The 17767-nt window shown below is 29.0% G+C and carries 16 protein-coding genes; 10 read left to right on the top strand and 6 right to left on the bottom strand.

What is annotated here, in order from left to right; all coding sequences use genetic code 11:
* Positions 1-88 precede the first annotated feature (88 nt).
* From GOQ27_RS07900 to GOQ27_RS07890, 3 genes are all read right to left on the bottom strand, one after another.
* Positions 89-298 (bottom strand): hypothetical protein, encoded by a 210-nt coding sequence (locus GOQ27_RS07900; protein ID WP_203366305.1) that lies wholly within the window; start codon positions 296-298, stop codon positions 89-91.
* 146 nt (positions 299-444) lie between these two features.
* The gene (locus GOQ27_RS07895) at positions 445-696 is read right to left on the bottom strand and encodes a hypothetical protein (RefSeq protein WP_203366304.1); all 252 of its coding nucleotides are present in this window, start codon (positions 694-696) and stop codon (positions 445-447) included.
* A gap of 202 nt (positions 697-898) precedes the next feature.
* Positions 899-1375, bottom strand: coding sequence for a hypothetical protein (locus GOQ27_RS07890; protein ID WP_203366303.1), 477 nt, complete (start codon positions 1373-1375; stop codon positions 899-901).
* A 383-nt stretch (positions 1376-1758) separates the two neighbouring features.
* On the opposite strand from GOQ27_RS07890, the gene GOQ27_RS07885 reads away from it, so the two are divergent.
* The 5 genes from GOQ27_RS07885 to GOQ27_RS07865 all read left to right on the top strand — a co-directional run bounded on the left by GOQ27_RS07885 (position 1759) and on the right by GOQ27_RS07865 (position 6575).
* Complete coding sequence (locus tag GOQ27_RS07885) at positions 1759-2292, top strand: hypothetical protein (RefSeq protein WP_203366302.1); 534 nt, start codon at positions 1759-1761, stop codon at positions 2290-2292.
* 381 nt (positions 2293-2673) lie between these two features.
* A complete protein-coding gene (locus GOQ27_RS07880) occupies positions 2674-2898 on the top strand; it encodes a hypothetical protein (RefSeq protein ID WP_203366301.1) in 225 nt (74 codons plus the stop codon).
* 267 nt (positions 2899-3165) lie between these two features.
* Positions 3166-3714 carry a GrpB family protein gene (locus GOQ27_RS07875; RefSeq protein WP_203366300.1) on the top strand — a complete coding sequence of 183 codons (549 nt, stop codon included), beginning with the start codon at positions 3166-3168 and terminating at the stop codon, positions 3712-3714.
* A gap of 97 nt (positions 3715-3811) precedes the next feature.
* Entirely contained in the window at positions 3812-5860 is a 2049-nt protein-coding gene (locus GOQ27_RS07870) for a thioredoxin domain-containing protein (protein ID WP_203366299.1), read from the top strand.
* A 124-nt stretch (positions 5861-5984) separates the two neighbouring features.
* Positions 5985-6575 (top strand): hypothetical protein, encoded by a 591-nt coding sequence (locus GOQ27_RS07865; RefSeq protein WP_203366298.1) that lies wholly within the window; start codon positions 5985-5987, stop codon positions 6573-6575.
* A gap of 44 nt (positions 6576-6619) precedes the next feature.
* Here GOQ27_RS07865 and GOQ27_RS07860 read toward each other — a convergent pair whose 3' ends face one another.
* Positions 6620-7441: an undecaprenyl-diphosphate phosphatase gene (locus tag GOQ27_RS07860; protein WP_203366297.1), complete on the bottom strand. Its 822-nt coding sequence runs from the start codon at positions 7439-7441 to the stop codon at positions 6620-6622.
* Between the two features lie 243 nt (positions 7442-7684).
* On the opposite strand from GOQ27_RS07860, the gene GOQ27_RS07855 reads away from it, so the two are divergent.
* From GOQ27_RS07855 to GOQ27_RS07835, 5 genes are all read left to right on the top strand, one after another.
* A complete protein-coding gene (locus tag GOQ27_RS07855; protein WP_203366296.1) occupies positions 7685-8371 on the top strand; it encodes an ABC transporter ATP-binding protein in 687 nt (228 codons plus the stop codon).
* A gap of 11 nt (positions 8372-8382) precedes the next feature.
* On the top strand, positions 8383-10878 hold the full coding sequence (locus tag GOQ27_RS07850) for an ABC transporter permease (RefSeq protein WP_203366295.1): 2496 nt from the start codon (positions 8383-8385) through the stop codon (positions 10876-10878).
* Positions 10879-11059: 181 nt separating this feature from the next.
* Positions 11060-11755 (top strand): response regulator transcription factor, encoded by a 696-nt coding sequence (locus GOQ27_RS07845; protein WP_203366294.1) that lies wholly within the window; start codon positions 11060-11062, stop codon positions 11753-11755.
* A gap of 6 nt (positions 11756-11761) precedes the next feature.
* On the top strand, positions 11762-13003 hold the full coding sequence (locus GOQ27_RS07840) for a HAMP domain-containing sensor histidine kinase (protein ID WP_203366293.1): 1242 nt from the start codon (positions 11762-11764) through the stop codon (positions 13001-13003).
* A gap of 74 nt (positions 13004-13077) precedes the next feature.
* Positions 13078-14388, top strand: a complete 1311-nt coding sequence (locus tag GOQ27_RS07835; protein ID WP_203366292.1) for a hemolysin family protein — start codon at positions 13078-13080, stop codon at positions 14386-14388.
* Between the two features lie 24 nt (positions 14389-14412).
* Here the strand turns inward: GOQ27_RS07835 and pulA are convergent, their stop codons facing one another.
* Together pulA and glgA are read right to left on the bottom strand one after the other, a co-directional pair.
* Positions 14413-16323 carry a type I pullulanase gene (pulA, locus tag GOQ27_RS07830; protein ID WP_203366291.1) on the bottom strand — a complete coding sequence of 637 codons (1911 nt, stop codon included), beginning with the start codon at positions 16321-16323 and terminating at the stop codon, positions 14413-14415.
* Positions 16324-16331: 8 nt separating this feature from the next.
* Positions 16332-17765, bottom strand: coding sequence for a glycogen synthase GlgA (glgA, locus tag GOQ27_RS07825; protein WP_203366290.1), 1434 nt, complete (start codon positions 17763-17765; stop codon positions 16332-16334).
* Between the last annotated feature and the right edge of the window lie 2 nt (positions 17766-17767).

Genomic DNA, 17767 nt, shown 5'->3' with positions numbered 1-17767 from the left:
TGTCCTAGTAATATCAATATTTAGATAGCTTTTTCTAAGTTTATCATAATGAACATTAAGTAAAACTCACCTACTACTGTTAGACTTATCAACTATTAGTATTTTTCTTAAAAACAAATTTTATTATTATCAAAAATAGAAGCATACCAGAAATGGATGATAATGTTCTTATATCATAACTTTCAGGGTTTGATAATGTATTTTTAATCCCAATAAACCATATACTCAAAAGTATGAAAGTAACAATCAATACTTTAATCAATATATCGATAATATTTGTTAGTTTTAACTTATGCATAGTGTAATTCCTCCATATCTAATTCAAACTTTTATTTTTAGCATTTAGCCATATATAAGAATCCAGAACAATGAAATCTACTGAATTTGTCATAATGGTACTTAAGTAAAATTCATTCCTACATAATTCTATAAGCTATATCTTAATTAGATAATATAAATAAAAATAATGAAAACTATGTTAAATGATGCTACTATAAAAAGTATTTTAGCACCTATCTTATTGTTTTCATTAGTATTTAATAGGCCTATTGCTCCTATAATAAACATAATAGTCATTAGAATATTCGTTAAAGGTATTTTATAAATTTCAATTCCTTTATTTATTGATATAAATAGAACTACCGTTAACATTATCAGTATTATTAATGATACTTTAGATATAGTGATTATGTTCACCCCATCCCATCCAATATAATTATAACAATCCTTTTTCATTATACTTATTTTACCATGTATGAGATTTCCTAGCCATAGGAACCTCTGAGTTTATCATAATTACTATTGAGTAAAACTCAGATTAGAGCATAATGCATAGTTTATAAAAGATGCGACATAATAAATATTTTTTACTTATTATGACTTAAAATTTATAGTTTACTTAATCTATTCCTATCTGAGACAAATCGATAAATTCAAGTTTCATTTCTGCTTCTGATTTCGAACGATAAAGGGTAATTTTATCATAGGGTTTCAAGTTGTCTTGCCATGATTCTATATTACTCAGAAAATCTGTTTCATTTTCAGAAATTATGAAGCACTCCAAATCCTTATTGATATAACAAATTGGTGCATCACTTTCTAAGTCACATGATTCGCCAATGGTTCCGATAAATCCACCTTTACTATCTTTTGCCATAATATCTACTTGTGGAACTGTATAAAATTCTAAATATGGAATATGGTCGTCAAATATAAATTTAATATCATAATCGTCAGCATATCTTTGATACTCCTCATTTCTATCATTAACACTCATAGAAAAAATTGTTGTACCTGCTGATATAATCTCAGTATCTTTTAAAAATACACTTATAGCTCCAGTGAATTCTGTTCTATCTAAATAAACTTTTCGCATCTTTAACCTCCGTTAAATCTATATTTATGCAGATATCCATATTGTTTTAATGTCGAATTATTCTACAACTATGTAATAAACTAAAATTCTATAAGAAAGCATTAAATTCCTCTAATTATAATCAATATTTTTCTAAATATACTATTTATTAGCGAATTCTAAAATGAAATAATGTATGGTTTCGTACTAAAAATGAAGTTGTGACACAAAAGATTTTTTATGCGTCATTAATATTCTTAAATAATCTTTTGTATTAAAATTTTGGCTTTATTTTAAAATCCTTATGTGTCATATTAAAACTCTCATTGTTAATATATGGTATAATATAACAAATATATTTCAAGTCAATAATTATTTATAAACACAAAAAGGGGGGGATTAGATTGAAGTGGTTCATTTTCATAATGGGGATAATATACCTTGTTTTTGCATTATTAAGATTAAATAATAAATATATAGTTACTTCAATGAATCTTAATAAATTACTAAGTACTACCCACAACTATATACTTGGAACTTTATTTCTACTGAGTATTCGTATTTATGACTTTTCTTATTTATATATTTTATTATCTTTTATAAGCATTATTGTGTTTGCACTTTTATTTATAGATACTAAAAAGTTTAACCCTGATTTTAATAAAGAGTATAAGGATCTTAGTAATTTTGTAATGTTTAATGCTAATGATGTAGATATCAAAAGTGCGAAAACTAAATTTGCTAAAGAATTAAATTTAGCAGAAAATCTATTTTCTATTAATTTAACTAAAAGCGGCAAAAAAATAATTAGTATTAAAAATACATATAATCTTAGCCCAATTTATCTTCTAAAAAATGAAGATAAAATTAAAGTTACAAAAATAAATTTATTTTTTCTACTATTAGGTTCCATATATATTATTTCATTCTTTGCTTAGATCATCTCATTTAATTAAAGGCATTAATATTTAATCTTGATTTTTTATATTATTTTGTAATAGTGAAATATGAGTTTTACTTAATAGTAATTATGATAAACTGAACGGATTTTCTAGCTATAAATTAATATATAGAGAAAGAAGTGATAATAAAGTGGGATTTAAATATGCTATTATCTTTTTCTTATTTTTCATATTGAGTATTATAATTGTTGTATTTAGAGTTAGATATTTTACTTATTTCTTTTATGGTAAATCAAAAAAAGAAAAAGAATTTTTAAAAAAGTCATCTAAATTTCAAATAATAGTTTTATTTCTATTTTTACTTCTGGCCTTTCTCATAAAATACTATTTTAAGCTTGTATAAGGAGGCATATTGAAATGATTAACCCTATTTTAATAATGGGAATTGTTTTTATGTTAATAGGAGTTGTTTTCAAAATTTTTGTATCAATTTTTATATTTTATGATATATTTCTTTCTGAAAAGATAAAATTTAAAAAGGGTAATATAGAAAACATAATAAAAAAAGTATATATTATTTCAATGATACTTGGAATCATATTAATGTTTATAGGGTATTTTATATTTCTTATAAATGCTTAAAAATTTCAGTTACAACAAGAATATCTATATGAATCTAAGAAATTTGAGTTTTACTTAATGTTCATTATGACAAACTCAGAGAAAGCACCATAAGCATTGATACTACTTGGATAGATTATACACTTTTTATCTCTTTCTGGTTATCATAACTCATATTCTAGCTATATTATGAGAAATTTAATTTGGGTTAATAATGGATGCAATCTACACTAACACAGCCTAATTTTTCTGATATAAAATATTATAATTAAATGAGAGGTATATTAAATGCTGGGATTAAAAAGTAATGAACTAAGAATAGTACCATATGATGATAAATGGAAAGACTATTTTGAAGCAGAAAAAATATTGATTAAAGAAAAATTAAAAGATCATTTTGAATTAGATAATTTTACAATATATCATATAGGGAGTACATCTATTCCAAGAATATCTTCAAAACCAATAATTGATATGATGTTAGTATCAAAAAAATTCGAGTTATATTCTAGTAAAATATCATTCTTATTAAATTTTTTAGGATATGAACAAGTTTCTTGGGATCTCAACAACGAGTGTATTTTCCTTGTGAAGGGAAGAGATGAAGATAGGGAAGTAATAACACATCATATTCATATAGTGAGTAGTCAGAGTAGAAAGTATGAGGAATATTTATTATTTAAAAATTTCTTAACTAAGAATTATAAGTATGCACAAATATATAAAAGGCGTAAAATTGAATTAGTATCTATATATCCAAATGACAGAGGAGAATATAGAAAAGCTAAAGGTGTGATTGTAAACAAAGTTTTAAAAATAGCAGAGCTAACATTGTAATAGAGTATGTATGAACTCTTATGAATATGTTTAATGGGTATATTCTCAATAATAGGAAATAATAGAAAAGTAGAGAATAAAGATTGGAGGTGGTGCTATGACAACAAATAATATAGAACCCAATAGGTTGATCAAGGAGAAGTCGCCATATTTACTTCAACATGCCTATAATCCTGTAGATTGGTATCCATGGAGTGAGGAGGCTTTCAAAAAGGCCAAAGAAGAGGATAAGTTAATATTTTTATCTATAGGCTATAGCACTTGTCATTGGTGTCATGTGATGGAAAGGGAGTCTTTTGAAGATGAAGAAGTTGCAGAGGCTTTAAATAAGGATTTTATAGCTATTAAAGTAGATAGAGAAGAACGTCCAGATTTAGATAATATCTATATGAATATAACTCAAGCACTGACTGGTCAGGGTGGATGGCCTATGAATGTATTCATAACTCCAGAACAAAAGCCTATCTATGCCGGTACATATTTTCCAAAGAGAAGTATCATGAATAGGATAGGACTTCTTGATGTGTTAGAAAAACTAAGTAAGGCTTGGAAGGAAAAGAAAAATGAACTTATTGAGTCCAGTGAAAATATTATAGAAGCTTTAAATAGGTCAAAAGGAGATATAGAGGGAGAAGAACTAGATAAATCAATTTTAGAAGATATATTTGAAGATAATAAAAGAAGTTTTGATCCTAAATATGGAGGCTTTGGAAACAAACCTAAATTTCCCATGGCCCATAATCTATTACAATTATTAAGATATTGGAAGGACACAGGAGATAAAGAGAGTTTAGAAATGGTGGAAAAAACTCTACAAGGAATGTATAAAGGAGGAATCTTCGATCATATAGGCTATGGATTTTCTAGATATTCTGTAGATGAAAAGTGGTTAGTGCCTCACTTTGAAAAGATGTTATATGATAATGCTCTACTTGCCTTTAGTTATCTTGAAGGCTATCAAGCTACTAAAAAACCTATATATAAAGAGGTAGCAGAAAAGATATTTACCTATATCATTAGGGATATGACATCAGAAGAAGGGGGATTTTACTCTGCAGAGGATGCTGACTCTGAAGGAGAAGAAGGTAAATTCTATGTGTGGGATCCTGAAGAGATAAAGGATATTTTAGGAGATGAAGAGGCAAATCTAGTATGTAATTATTATGACATAACAGAAAAAGGGAATTTCGAAGGTAAAAGTATTCCAAATCTAATCAAACAAGATATTAAGATTATAGATAAATCTCAAGAGTTTAAATACAGAGTTCATGCTTATACTGATATGTTATTTTATGCAAGGGAAAAAAGAGTGCATCCCCATAAAGATGATAAAATATTAACCTCATGGAATGGTTTAATGATAGCAGCACTAGCTTATGGAAGTAGGATATTAGAGAATGGACTATATATTAAAATAGCAGAAAGAGCTATAGATTTTATATATAAAAATTTATTTAATGATGAAGGAAGATTATTAGCTAGATATAGAGATGGAGAAGCTAAATTTTTAGGATATCTAGAAGATTATTCTTTTTTAACTTGGGGATTGATAGAGCTATATGAGGCCACATTCAAGGTAGAATATTTAGAAAAGGCTCTAAATCTAATGGAGGAATCCTTTAGATTATTCTGGGATAAGGATGAGGGAGGATTCTATATAAATGGTCATGACGGAGAAAAGTTAGTCCTAAGACCTAAAGATATATATGATGGAGCAATACCCTCAGGAAATTCAGTAGCTGCTCTAAATATGCTTAGGTTAGATAAAATGGCAGAAAGTGAGAGGTATACTGAAAAATTCAGGGTTATGCTTAAAAAATTCTCTTCAGAAATAAAAGATAATCCACCAGCCTATTCTTTCTTTTTAATGGCATATATGTACTACTTAAAATCTGGTAAATCTATAGTCATATCTATAAAAGAAAAGGATGATTTGTTTAATGATATGATCAAAGAAATAAATGAAAAATACTTGCCATTTATTTCAGTAGTGGCAAATGATAATTCTAATAAATTACAGGAGATAGTACCCAGCATAAAGTATAAGAAAATAATAGATGGAAAAACCACAGCCTATATTTGTGAGGATTTTACTTGTAATATGCCAACTAATGATTTAGATAATTTAAAAGAACAATTAAAGTAGTTTATACTAATATATAAGAACTTAAGAATATCTTAATAATTATTTATGCTATTATTAAGGTATTTTTTTTGATTATATTATATAATAGAGTAACTAAATAAATTACTGGGGGCAAAGGTTTATTATGGAAAAGTACTATTTATATATAGTTCTTTCGAGGCCTAATACAGCAGTATCAAAAATGATTAAATTGATTAAGAATGATCAATTTACTCATGCATCAATTTCATTAGATAAAGATATTGAGTATATGTATAGCTTTGGAAGAAGAAATACGTATAATCCTTTTATTGGAAGATTCAAACAAGAGGATATAAATGAGGGAATATATAGATTTCACAGAGATGTACCGGGGCTAGTAATGGAGGTTGAGACAACAAAGGAGCAATATGAAAGGGCTAAAATCTTATTAGATCATTTTATACTGAATAGCGATTCATATAAATATAATTACAAGGGACTAATATATAACTTATTAAATAAACCAGTGTGTAAGGATGATAGATTTTTATGCTCAGAATTTGTATATTACATTTTAAATGAAAGTTATATTGCTGATCTTAAAGTGTCAAGAAATCTTGTTAGACCTCAAAATCTCCTAAATATAGAAGGTGAAATCATCTATGAAGGAAATCTAAAGCAGATAAGGTTTCCCCATCAAGTAAAAAACAGAAGATTACATTCTCTAATGAATAAAATTGGGATAAATTTTTAGTTGCAAAAAATGACTGTCAAATTTAAGTTTGACAGTCATTTTTATTATCCAAATAAAATAAAGTATCCAATAACTATAATACCTAAAATGATTCGGTACCATCCAAAGGCTTTGAAGTCATTGTTCTTGATGTATGTTAATAAGAATTTGATTGATATAATAGAAACCACGAAAGCTACAATGGAACCTATAGATAAAATAGCTACTTCTGTACCAGTAAAATCAAAACCAAATTTTACTAATTTCAAGGCACTTGCGCCAAACATTACTGGGATAGATAAGAAGAATGAATACTCAGCAGCAATGTAACGGGAAGTACCAAGTATTATTGCTCCAATTATTGTTGCACCAGAACGGGATGTGCCTGGAATTAAAGCTAAGACTTGGAACATACCGATTAAGAATGCTGTTTTATAAGTTAAATCCTTAAAGGTTTTGATTCTCCCATCTCGACCTTTATGCATATTTTCAACTATAATAAATAAAACTCCATAAACAATTAACATAATCGCAACTGTTTGATAATTGTATAGTTTTTCATTTAACCAATCATCAAATAATAGTCCTAATACAGCTGCTGGAATAACTCCAATGATTACTTTAAACCATAATGTTATAGTATCTTTCTTTTCTTTTAGGGATTTTGTAGGTGAAAAAGGATTTAATTTATGGAAAAATAACATCACTACAGCCATGATAGCCCCTAACTGAATCACTACAAAAAACATTTCTTTAAATTCTGGAGAAACTTTTAGCTTTATAAATTCCTCAACTAGAATCATATGACCGGTACTACTTACAGGGAGCCATTCGGTAATCCCTTCAACTATTCCTAAGAATATTGTTTTTAATATTTCTATAAACATCTACTTATACCTCCACCCATATAATTATTACTTTAGCTAAATCTACTTTTAAAATAAGTATTTAACAATTATATATATTATTACGGTTTTCCTAATATTGCAAGAAGAAGGTTATGATTTTAAGGCTATCTTACTAAATAGTAAGATAGCTTTTAAAGTTGTAAGATACCTGCTATAGAAAAGACAAATTAAAGCAAATATAATGGAGACAGAGAAAAAGATAAAGATAAAGGGAGTGAAAAAATGGAGATATTAAAAGTAGAAAACTTAAATAAAACTTACGGAAGTGGAATAAATAAGGTAGAAGCTCTTAAAAATGTAAATCTATCAGTGAAAAGTGGAGAATTTGTATCAATTATAGGGGCTTCTGGATCAGGGAAAAGTACCCTTCTTCATTTATTAGGAGGCTTAGATAGACCTACTGATGGCAAAGTAATAGTTGATAGTGAAGATATCTATAATTACAAGGAAGAAAAGCTAGCTATATTTAGGAGAAGGAAAATAGGATTCATATTTCAATTTTTTAATCTGATACCAATATTAAATGTGGAAGAGAACATTGCCCTTCCGGAATTATTGGATAATGACAAAATAAATAGAGGATATTTAAATGAATTAATTAAGATTCTAGGGATGGAAGATAGAAAAACCCATCTTCCTTCAGAATTATCAGGGGGGCAGCAACAGAGGGTAGCTATTGGAAGAGCATTGTTCAATAAGCCTTCTATTATCCTCGCTGATGAGCCTACAGGAAACCTTGATAGTGTGACTTCAAAAGAAGTTATAGAGTTATTAAAGTTTACAGCAAAAAAATATAATCAAACATTGATTTTGATAACCCATGAGCTGAATATTGCTACTATGGCAGATAGAATTATTACCTTAAAAGATGGAGAAATAGTCTCTGATAAATTTTTAAAGAATGAATAGGAGGGGAATTGATGATTACAGGATATAAACAACTTACTAAGAAATATTTAAAAAGTAATAAAAAAAGAGCTATATTAACTATTGTTGGAATTATTTTATCTGTAGCTCTGATCTCCTCCATTGGATTATTTTTAAAAGGGATGCAAGATGCTCAAATAGAAGATATGAGAAACACTTATGGTTCCTATCATTTACATTATGACAATGTAGATAGAGAACTTATAGAAAAGATATCTAATCATCCTAAAGTTGGAAGAAGTGGTACCTATAATATAGAGTCAGAGTTTATATTGGATGAGGAAATAAATGTCTTGGAAATTGGAGCTACAAACAAAGCATTAGAGCTTTTTCCTGCTAAAGTTAAAAGGGGTAGATTACCAGAAGAAAAGGGAGAAGTGGCTATTGAAGGATGGTTATTGAGACATATTAATCCCAATGCAGATGTTGGAGGAAACATAAATGTAAATAATAGAGCCTATAGATTGGTAGGAATATTAGAGAACAATATTACAGAACAAATAAATAATAGAAGTATTATATTGACACGAAATAATTATACAGAAGATAAAGAAGCAATACTATTAGCGGAAGTTAGCCCAAAGACAAATTTAAAATCTGCAGTAGAAGAATTAGAAGCTTTGGGTAAGGAGGGACAAGTTCAGAAAAATATCAATTTACTTGCTATGCAAGGGGCCACAAGAGGTGATGAAGGATTCTTCGGTCTGTATATGGTAGTAGCTGTTATTATTGCCATAGTTGTTATATCTACTATAGCAGTAATTTATAATTCTTTCCAAATCAGTGTAATGGAGCGTATAAAAGAGTTTGGGCTATTAAGGGCAGTTGGTACAACACCTAAACAAATAAGAAAACTCATATTAAGAGAAGCTACTTTATTATCCCTTATAGGGATACCTATAGGATTGTTATTTGGTATAGTGGCTATTTATTCTATTAGCTTGGTTTTCAGGTTAATTGGTGGGGAGGATTTAATAATTATAAAGCCTTCTATATCACCAGTTATATTGGGTGGAAGTGGGATGATAGGTCTGTTCTCAATATATCTTTCCGCTTTATTACCAGCAATATTTGCTGGAAGAATCTCACCGTTGGTAGCCATTAGCAATAGAAAATCTATAACAAAGGAAAAGATAAAAAGAAGAAAGGGGCCCATTATTAAAATTATTAGAAAGACCTTAGGATTTGAAGGAGAGCTGGCCTATAAAAATATAAAGAGAAATAGAAAAAGATATCGTATAACTGTATTTTCTATAGTAATAAGTGTAATGCTTTTTATCACATTCAAATCTTTCATAGATATGTCTTTCAGTATAACTGATAGTATGGGAGAAACTGAAAATGTACATTTTTCTGTAGTAAGGGATGTTCAAGGAACAGAAAAAGATATAAGGATCGAGGAAGATATTATAGAAAAAATTAAAGACATTCCTACAGTTAATAAAATTTATAATGTCTATCAGGACTATCAATTTGATATGGAAATAGACAAAAATAGTGAGCTAAAAGAAATCCAAGCTTTAGGACAGCAAATTTATAGAGATTCAGATGCAGAGGATAAAACTAAAGTATATGGAAATATAAATATTTATGATAAAGAAGCATTTGAGGACACTAAGGAATATGTGGAATCAGGGAATATTGATATAGATGAATTGAATAAAGAAAATGGAGTAATTCTAATTAGAAGAAATAGGATATATAATTATAACTCAGAAAAGACCTATTATGGTCCCGTGGCAGATATAAAAGTAGGAGATGAGATAGATGTTATACAAGAAATGTACCAAAGAGAAGAAAAAAATAGGGCTGTAGGAGAAACATTAAAGGTAGTAGCGATAATAGAACAAGAAGTGTTTAGCTATCGTGGGCATCATGAATATTTGAAGCTTATAACCTCCGAGGAAGTAGCAAAGAAATTGATGGAGGAAAAAACCATTAAACCAATAAATTTAAATATTGTATTAGATAATAAGGATAGTGAAAAAGTAGCAGTAGCAGATATAGAGAATGCTATAAAGAATAATCCAAATTTAAATATAATTAATCATATAGATAATAATAGAAGAGGAAAATCTGGAGAGTTAATGGTACAAATACTACTTTATGGATTTGTAGTGGTTGTGTCCTTGATTGGTAGTGTAAATATAATAAACACATTGACTACAAATATACTCTTAAGAAAAAGAGAATTTGCTACAATAAGGTCCGTTGGTCTTACCCATAAGGGACTTAGAAAAATGATCGTGCTAGAAGGGATGCTCTATGGAGTAATGGGTATAATATATGGAGCTATAGTAGGGACTCTGTTATCTTTTGTTTTATATAAGGGATTAGGAGACATGAGAGAGTTTAGTTGGAGTATCCCATGGAGTACTATTGGTATCGCTACAATAGCTACATTGATGATTGGATATCTTTCGGTACAATATCCTTTGGCTAAAGTTAAGAATGATAATTTAATAGAAACCATCCGGGGAGATTATTAAGGTACCTCACTAGGTTTAGGATGACAGAAGAAAATATAGAATAAATAAAATTAACAAATAGAGGAGAAGCAAAAAGAACCGTCCCCACTGCTTCTCTTCAAATCATAAAATAGAGGAGAATATATTCTCCTCTATTTGTTATAATGAAGTTAAGAAAATAGAAATACTAAGGGGTGATGAAATGAGTCAAATATTATTAGTAGAAGATGATAAGGCTTTAGCCATGGGGATAGAATTTACTTTAAATGAAAAGGGATATATAGTCCACACAGGTAGTACCTTAGAAGAAGGTAAAAAGCTATATGATAAGGAATCCATTGACCTAATCTTATTAGATATTAATCTCCCTGATGGAAGTGGATATGACCTTTGCAGATATATAAGGACTTCTAGTGATGTGCCTATAGTCTTTCTGACTGCCTTAGATGAAGAAGTAAATATCGTGTTAGGATTAGATATCGGTGGGGATGACTATATCACAAAGCCCTTTAGAGTAGGGGAGCTTTTATCTAGAATTAGAGCAATATTAAGAAGAACTTCGAAAAATGATAATATTGATGCAATTTATAAAAGTGGAGATTTAAACATAAATACTGCCACTGCCCATATAGATAAAAATGGGGAAGAAATTAACCTTACGGCCTTAGAATATAAATTATTATTGATTTTTATTAATAAATCCCAACAATTATTAAAGAGGGAGGAAATACTAAAGGCTTTAACAGAAGGAGAAGAGGCTTTCTTTGATGAGAATACTTTATCGGTTTATATAAAAAGACTAAGAGAAAAAATAGAAGACAATCAAAAGGATCCTCAATATATTATTACTCAAAGGGGACTGGGATACAGATGGCAAAAGGAAGTAATAAAGGAGTAGGTAAAAATGAATAGCTATTTTATAAATCCACAATTAAAGAAAAGCTCAATAAGTTTAGGTATGATTATGGTCATATTTATAATAGGAATATTTGTATTACTAAATAATCACTATAGCCAATTAAAAGAGGATTATGTCCATAGTTTTGGGGGAATAGTTGCAAAGATAAATGAAGAGGATCCTGAATTAGCTAAGGAGGTTATACCTCTTCTCACAACAGAGATATCTCAAGAAGAAGCAACTAAAGGGGCTGAGATTTTAAGAGAATATGGATTAAGTAAAGATCTTGAGAATTCATTGTTTCCATATATAAACACTACATTCAAAGTGAATAATCAAACTTTTATTTCTATTTTTATCATTATGACTTTAGTGCTATTCATTTTTAATTATTATCAACATACTTACTTTTATAAAAGAGCCAGAAAAATTACTTCTGGAGCTAAAAACATAGTAGAAGGTAAATATGATACATACATAGAGGAAGACCAGGAAGGTGATTTTCCTAAGCTTACCACTGCCTTTAATTCAATGGGAAAAATTATAAGAAATAATTTAGAAGAATTGAATAAAGAAAAACAATTTTTAGTAGACCTCTTATCAGATATCTCCCATCAATTGAAAACCCCCCTTTCTTCAATGATCGTATATAATGACATTTTAATGGAAAAAGAGTTACCTAGAAATAAACAACTAACTTTCTTAGGAAATAACCAAAAGCAGCTTGAGAGAATGGAATGGTTAATTAAAAGTCTTCTTAAGCTGGCAAGATTAGATGTTCAAGCCATAAAGTTTGAAAAAGAGAATAGAAGTATAAATAGGACTATAGAAGAGGTAATCAAATCCGTAGATAATAAAGCTTTAGAAAAACACATACCAATTCACTTCAGTTCTAAAGGAGAAGTTCTCTTGGAACAGGATTTTTACTGGGTAAAGGAAGCGTTAATAAATATCTTAGTAAACAGTATTCAGCATAGTAAAAAGGGAGAAGAAGTAAATATAGAATTAATAGAAACTCCTATATATAAAAGGATTATTATTGAAGATCATGGGACCGGGATTAGTGATGAAGATTTACCAAATATATTTAAGAGGTTCTATAAAGCAAAAACATCTAAAAATAGTGATTCGGTAGGGATTGGATTAGCTTTAGCAAAGACAATAATAGAAGGACATGAGGGGGTAATTGAGGCCCAAAGTGAATTAGGAGTGGGGACAAAATTTATTATTACTTTTTTACAGTATTAAAAAACTATATATTATCCTGAGCCTTCTTAGGGTATATTATCTGTAATGGATAGTTTTACTAAGGAGGATTTTTTATGGAATCACAAAAATTAGTGATAGATTTAGGTTTGATACTTATATTGGTACTGCTTAATGGCTTTTTTGCAGCATCAGAGTTTGCTTTGGTATCAGTAAATAGAGATAAATTAAAAAGTAAGAGAGAAGAAGGAAATAAAAAAGCAGTCCTTTTACTGGATTTAACGGAAAATCCCAGTAGGTTTTTAGCTACTATTCAAGTGGGTATAACCCTAGCAGGATTTTTAGCCAGTGCATCAGCAGCAGTAACCATATCTAGACCCTTTGCAGAGGTTTTAGAGGCTACAGGGATACCTTTTATAGCTGGATTTGCTCAGCAGATTGCAGTAGTAATAGGTACAGTGATACTATCCTTTATTACTCTAGTATTGGGGGAGCTAGTACCTAAAAGGCTAGCTTTAGAATATACTGATAAAGTAGCCTTAATTGCAGTAAAGCCAATAACCTTTTTGGCTAAAATAATGAAACCAGTAGTATTTATTCTTACAAAATCCACAGATATTGTAGCTAGACTTCTAGGAAGTAAAACTGAAAATGCAGAAGAGAAGATAACCGAAAGTGAAATAAGGAATATGATTAATAAAGGTAAAAGGCATGGAGTACTAAATGAAACTGAGACTCAGATGCTTCAAAGGATATTTGAGTTTGATGATAAAGAATCTAAGGATATAATGACTTCTAAGAATAAGATGTTTAGATTAGATATAGAAATTCCTGTAGAAGAATTGACTGATAAAATTATAAAAAGACAGTTGTCTCGAGTGCCTATATATGAAAAGGATAAGGATGAGATTATAGGTATATTATATATTAAGGATTTATTCTCTGAGATGGAGGATAAATCAAAGGAAGAAATTAATATAAGAAAGTTATTAAGAGATCCTTACTTTATTCCCGAGACAAAGAAGATAGATGTATTGTATAAAGAATTAAAAGCAAGTCAAAACCATATGGCAATAATTATAGATGAGTATGGTAAAATATCTGGATTAGTTACAATGGAGGATATATTAGAAGAGATTGTGGGAGAGATATTTGATGAATTTGAAGAAAAGGTAGAATCTATAAAGGAATTAGAAGAAAATGTGTATATAGTAGATGGATTAGAAAGTGTTAAAAAGATTAATCAAGAATTAGAAATAGATATTCCTTTAGATGTATCAGACACTATTGGGGGATTTGTACTTAGCTTAATTGATGATATACCTACAAAGGGTCAAAATCCAATGGTTACCTATGAGGATATAATATTTAAAGTAGAGAAAGTAGAGAATAAAAGGATTAAAATTTTAAAAATTACAATAAAATAAGATAGTAGGAATATTCCTACCATCTTATTTTATGTCATAAATATATGTTGAAAAATAAGGTATTTCTAGATTTTCAGCTTTTAAATCTATAGATGTTTTGTCTTTTATTAATCCTTCATTAGTAAATATAGGGGTAACTCTAAGGTTCTTTTTATCTAATCCATAGGAGGTATTTAGGTGTTCAAGTATATTATTCTTTGATATATCAATAGAGAAAAATTCACTATTATGTATTATTAATAGGTGATTATTTTCCTTAGCTATAGTATATACAATTACATTTTCTGACTTGGTATAATGATAGAATTTTAAGCGTTTCTTTATCTCTTTCACATCATTAATCCTAAACTCATCATAAGTTTTTCTTAAAATGATTAAATCCTTAAAATAATTAAAAAAGTTTATGTTTTTTTCTTTTAGAGACCAGTCTATTTGATTTATTTCTATATTAGATTTATAAGTGTTGTGAATCATATATTTAGTTCTCAAAAACTCATTTCCTCCATGGAAAAAAGGTATACCTTGGGAACAGAAAATTATACTAAAGGCTAATCTATTTAATCTTTCAATATCCTCCTCTGCCATATGAGGGAAGGTGTTCTTAAACTTATCATACACAATCAGATCATCATGACTGTTTATATAATTTATCGATTCTATAGGTTTTTTAGCAAAGCCAATATGTAAATAGTCATAATCAATAGAACCTGTTATACCAGACTCTACATCTAGTTTCAAATCCGTATTTCCCCCTACAAATCCTTTACTTATTCCATTATTATCTCCTTTGATTCCATCCCTAAATCTATCATTAAAAAATCCAAAAGATAATTTCTTTTGCTTTCCTTTAAGGGTAAGTTTATCATAGGGAAGGGGAGTGCTAGCAGCGGTCCAGGACTCTCCATATATGAGTATAGCAGGATTTATCCTTCTTAATTCTTCTATTGCTAGTTCAATAGTATCTATATCTATAAGGGCCATTAAGTCAAACCTAAATCCATCTACTTTATATTCCTTTACCCAATATAATAGAGAGTCTATTATGAATTTTCTAGCCATAGGCTTTTCAGAAGATATTTCATTTCCAGTACCAGATCCATTGGAGAAACTTCCATTGGGATTTAAACGATGATAATAATTAGGCATTATTATATTAAAATTCGAATCTTGACTTTTATATGTATGATTGTATACCACATCAATTATTACCTTGAATCCTTCATTATGTAAGGTCATTATCAATGTCTTTAATTCTTTTATTCTTGTTATAGGATCTTCTGGATTTGTAGCATAGGATCCTTCTGGAACATTGTATAACTCAGGATCATAGCCCCAGTTATAGTTGTCACTCCTAGAAAACTTCTTTTTATCTTCATCTACTGTGAAGAAGTCATATATAGGCATAAGGTGTATATGGGTAACTCCTAACTCCTTTAGATGGTTAAGACCTGTTTTAAATCCTTTATAATCTGTGTTATATTCTATAAATCCTAAATATTTTCCTCTTTCTTTTACTCCAGAGGCTTTACTAAAAGTAAAGTCCTTTATATGAACTTCATAAATAATAGCATCCTTTTTAGAATTAATATCAGGTATAGAGTGATTATCCCATCCTTTAGGGTTAGTATCTTTTAAATCTATTATAGCTGAACGGGTAGAATTCATAGAGGATCCAATGGAGTAGGGGTCTGTTACCTCCTTATTTTCATCTATTAAGAAAGTATAAAAATATCCATTATAGTCACCTTTTAAAATTATCTCATGGACTCCATCCTTACCCTTTGTCATAAGTAATACTTCTTTTTTAAAAGACTTAGAATTAGGATAAAGAATTAAAGAGATCTCCTCCTTAAGAGGAGACCATACTCTAATAATTGTTTTATCCTTTTCATATATCATTCCTAGGGTTTTGTCAGTATAAATATTATTTTCCATATATACACCTACTTATCTTTTGTGTGATTATATAATTCAATATATTCTATTGAGGATTTCTCCCAATCATTTTTAGAGTTCATTGCATTTATCATTAATCTTTTCCACTTTTCTCTATCAGTATATAAACTTAAAGCATCCTTAATAGTAAAGAGAAGATCATGGGCATTAAAGTTTTTAAAGTTAAAGCCATTTCCTTGCCCTGTATACTGACTATAGTGGGTTATAGTATCTTTAAGTCCTCCCACCTCTCGAACTATAGGTATAGATCCATATCTTAAGGCTATTAATTGGGATATCCCACAGGGTTCTTTCATAGAGGGCATAAGGAATATATCAGATCCAGCATATATTAAATGAGCTTCTTTTTCGTTAAAGTAAATTCTAGAAGTTAATTTATCAGGATATTTTTCACTAAAATTATTAAACATATTCTCATATTTTTTGTCTCCAGTTCCAAGTAACACAAATTGAATGTCCTCTTGTAATAATTCATCTAATATATGGGAAACTAAATCTAGTCCCTTCATTGATTCTAATCGAGATACCATACCTATTAGAGGAATATCCTCTCTTTGAGGTAGGTTAAAAAGTTTCTGTAGGGCACTTTTATTTTCTTTTTTCTTATGTAGAGTTTCTATACTATAATTTTCAGATAGAGCCTTATCAGTAGCAGGGTCATATTTAGTACAATCTATACCGTTTACTATACCTACCAACTTATCTTCATTTTCTCTTATAATACCATCCAATTGTTCTCCGAAATAAGGATATTTTATTTCCTCAGAATAAGAGTTAGATACCGTAGTTAGAGCATCAGAATATACTATCCCAGCCTTCATGAAATTTACATTATCATAAAATTTTACTCCATCATCAATATAGTATTCTATGGGTAATCCAGCAACATCCTCCAATATACCTACAGGGAAGACTCCTTGATATTTTAGATTATGAATAGTGAACACTGTTTTTATATCTTTATAAAAAGGATCACCCTTTGAAAAATCTTTTATATATAGAGGAACTAAACCAGTGTGCCAATCATTTGAATGGACGATATCTGGTTTAAAGGATAATATTTTAGGTAAAAGGGCTATAACCTTTGAGAAAAATATAAATCTCTCACCATCATCCCATTCTCCATATATTTTATCTCTTTTAAAATAGTACTCGTTGTCTATAAAGTAGTAAATAACATCATTATATGTATAAGAAAATACTCCAGCATATTGTCTTCTCCATCCTAGATCCACATTGAAATCACATATTTTTTTCATTTTTTCTTTATATTCTTTAGATATACTAGAATAAAGAGGCATTATCACCCTAACATCGTTGCCTTTTTCTTTTAAAGCAATAGGTAGGGAGCCGGCTACATCTGCCAGACCTCCTGTTTTAATAAATGGAACAGCTTCAGAAGTTGAGTACAATATTTTCATTA

Source organism: Anaeromonas frigoriresistens, from assembly GCF_016820655.1.
GTDB lineage: Bacteria > Bacillota > Clostridia > Tissierellales > SIT17 > Anaeromonas > Anaeromonas frigoriresistens.
This window is presented reverse-complemented; position numbering and strand designations above follow the sequence as displayed.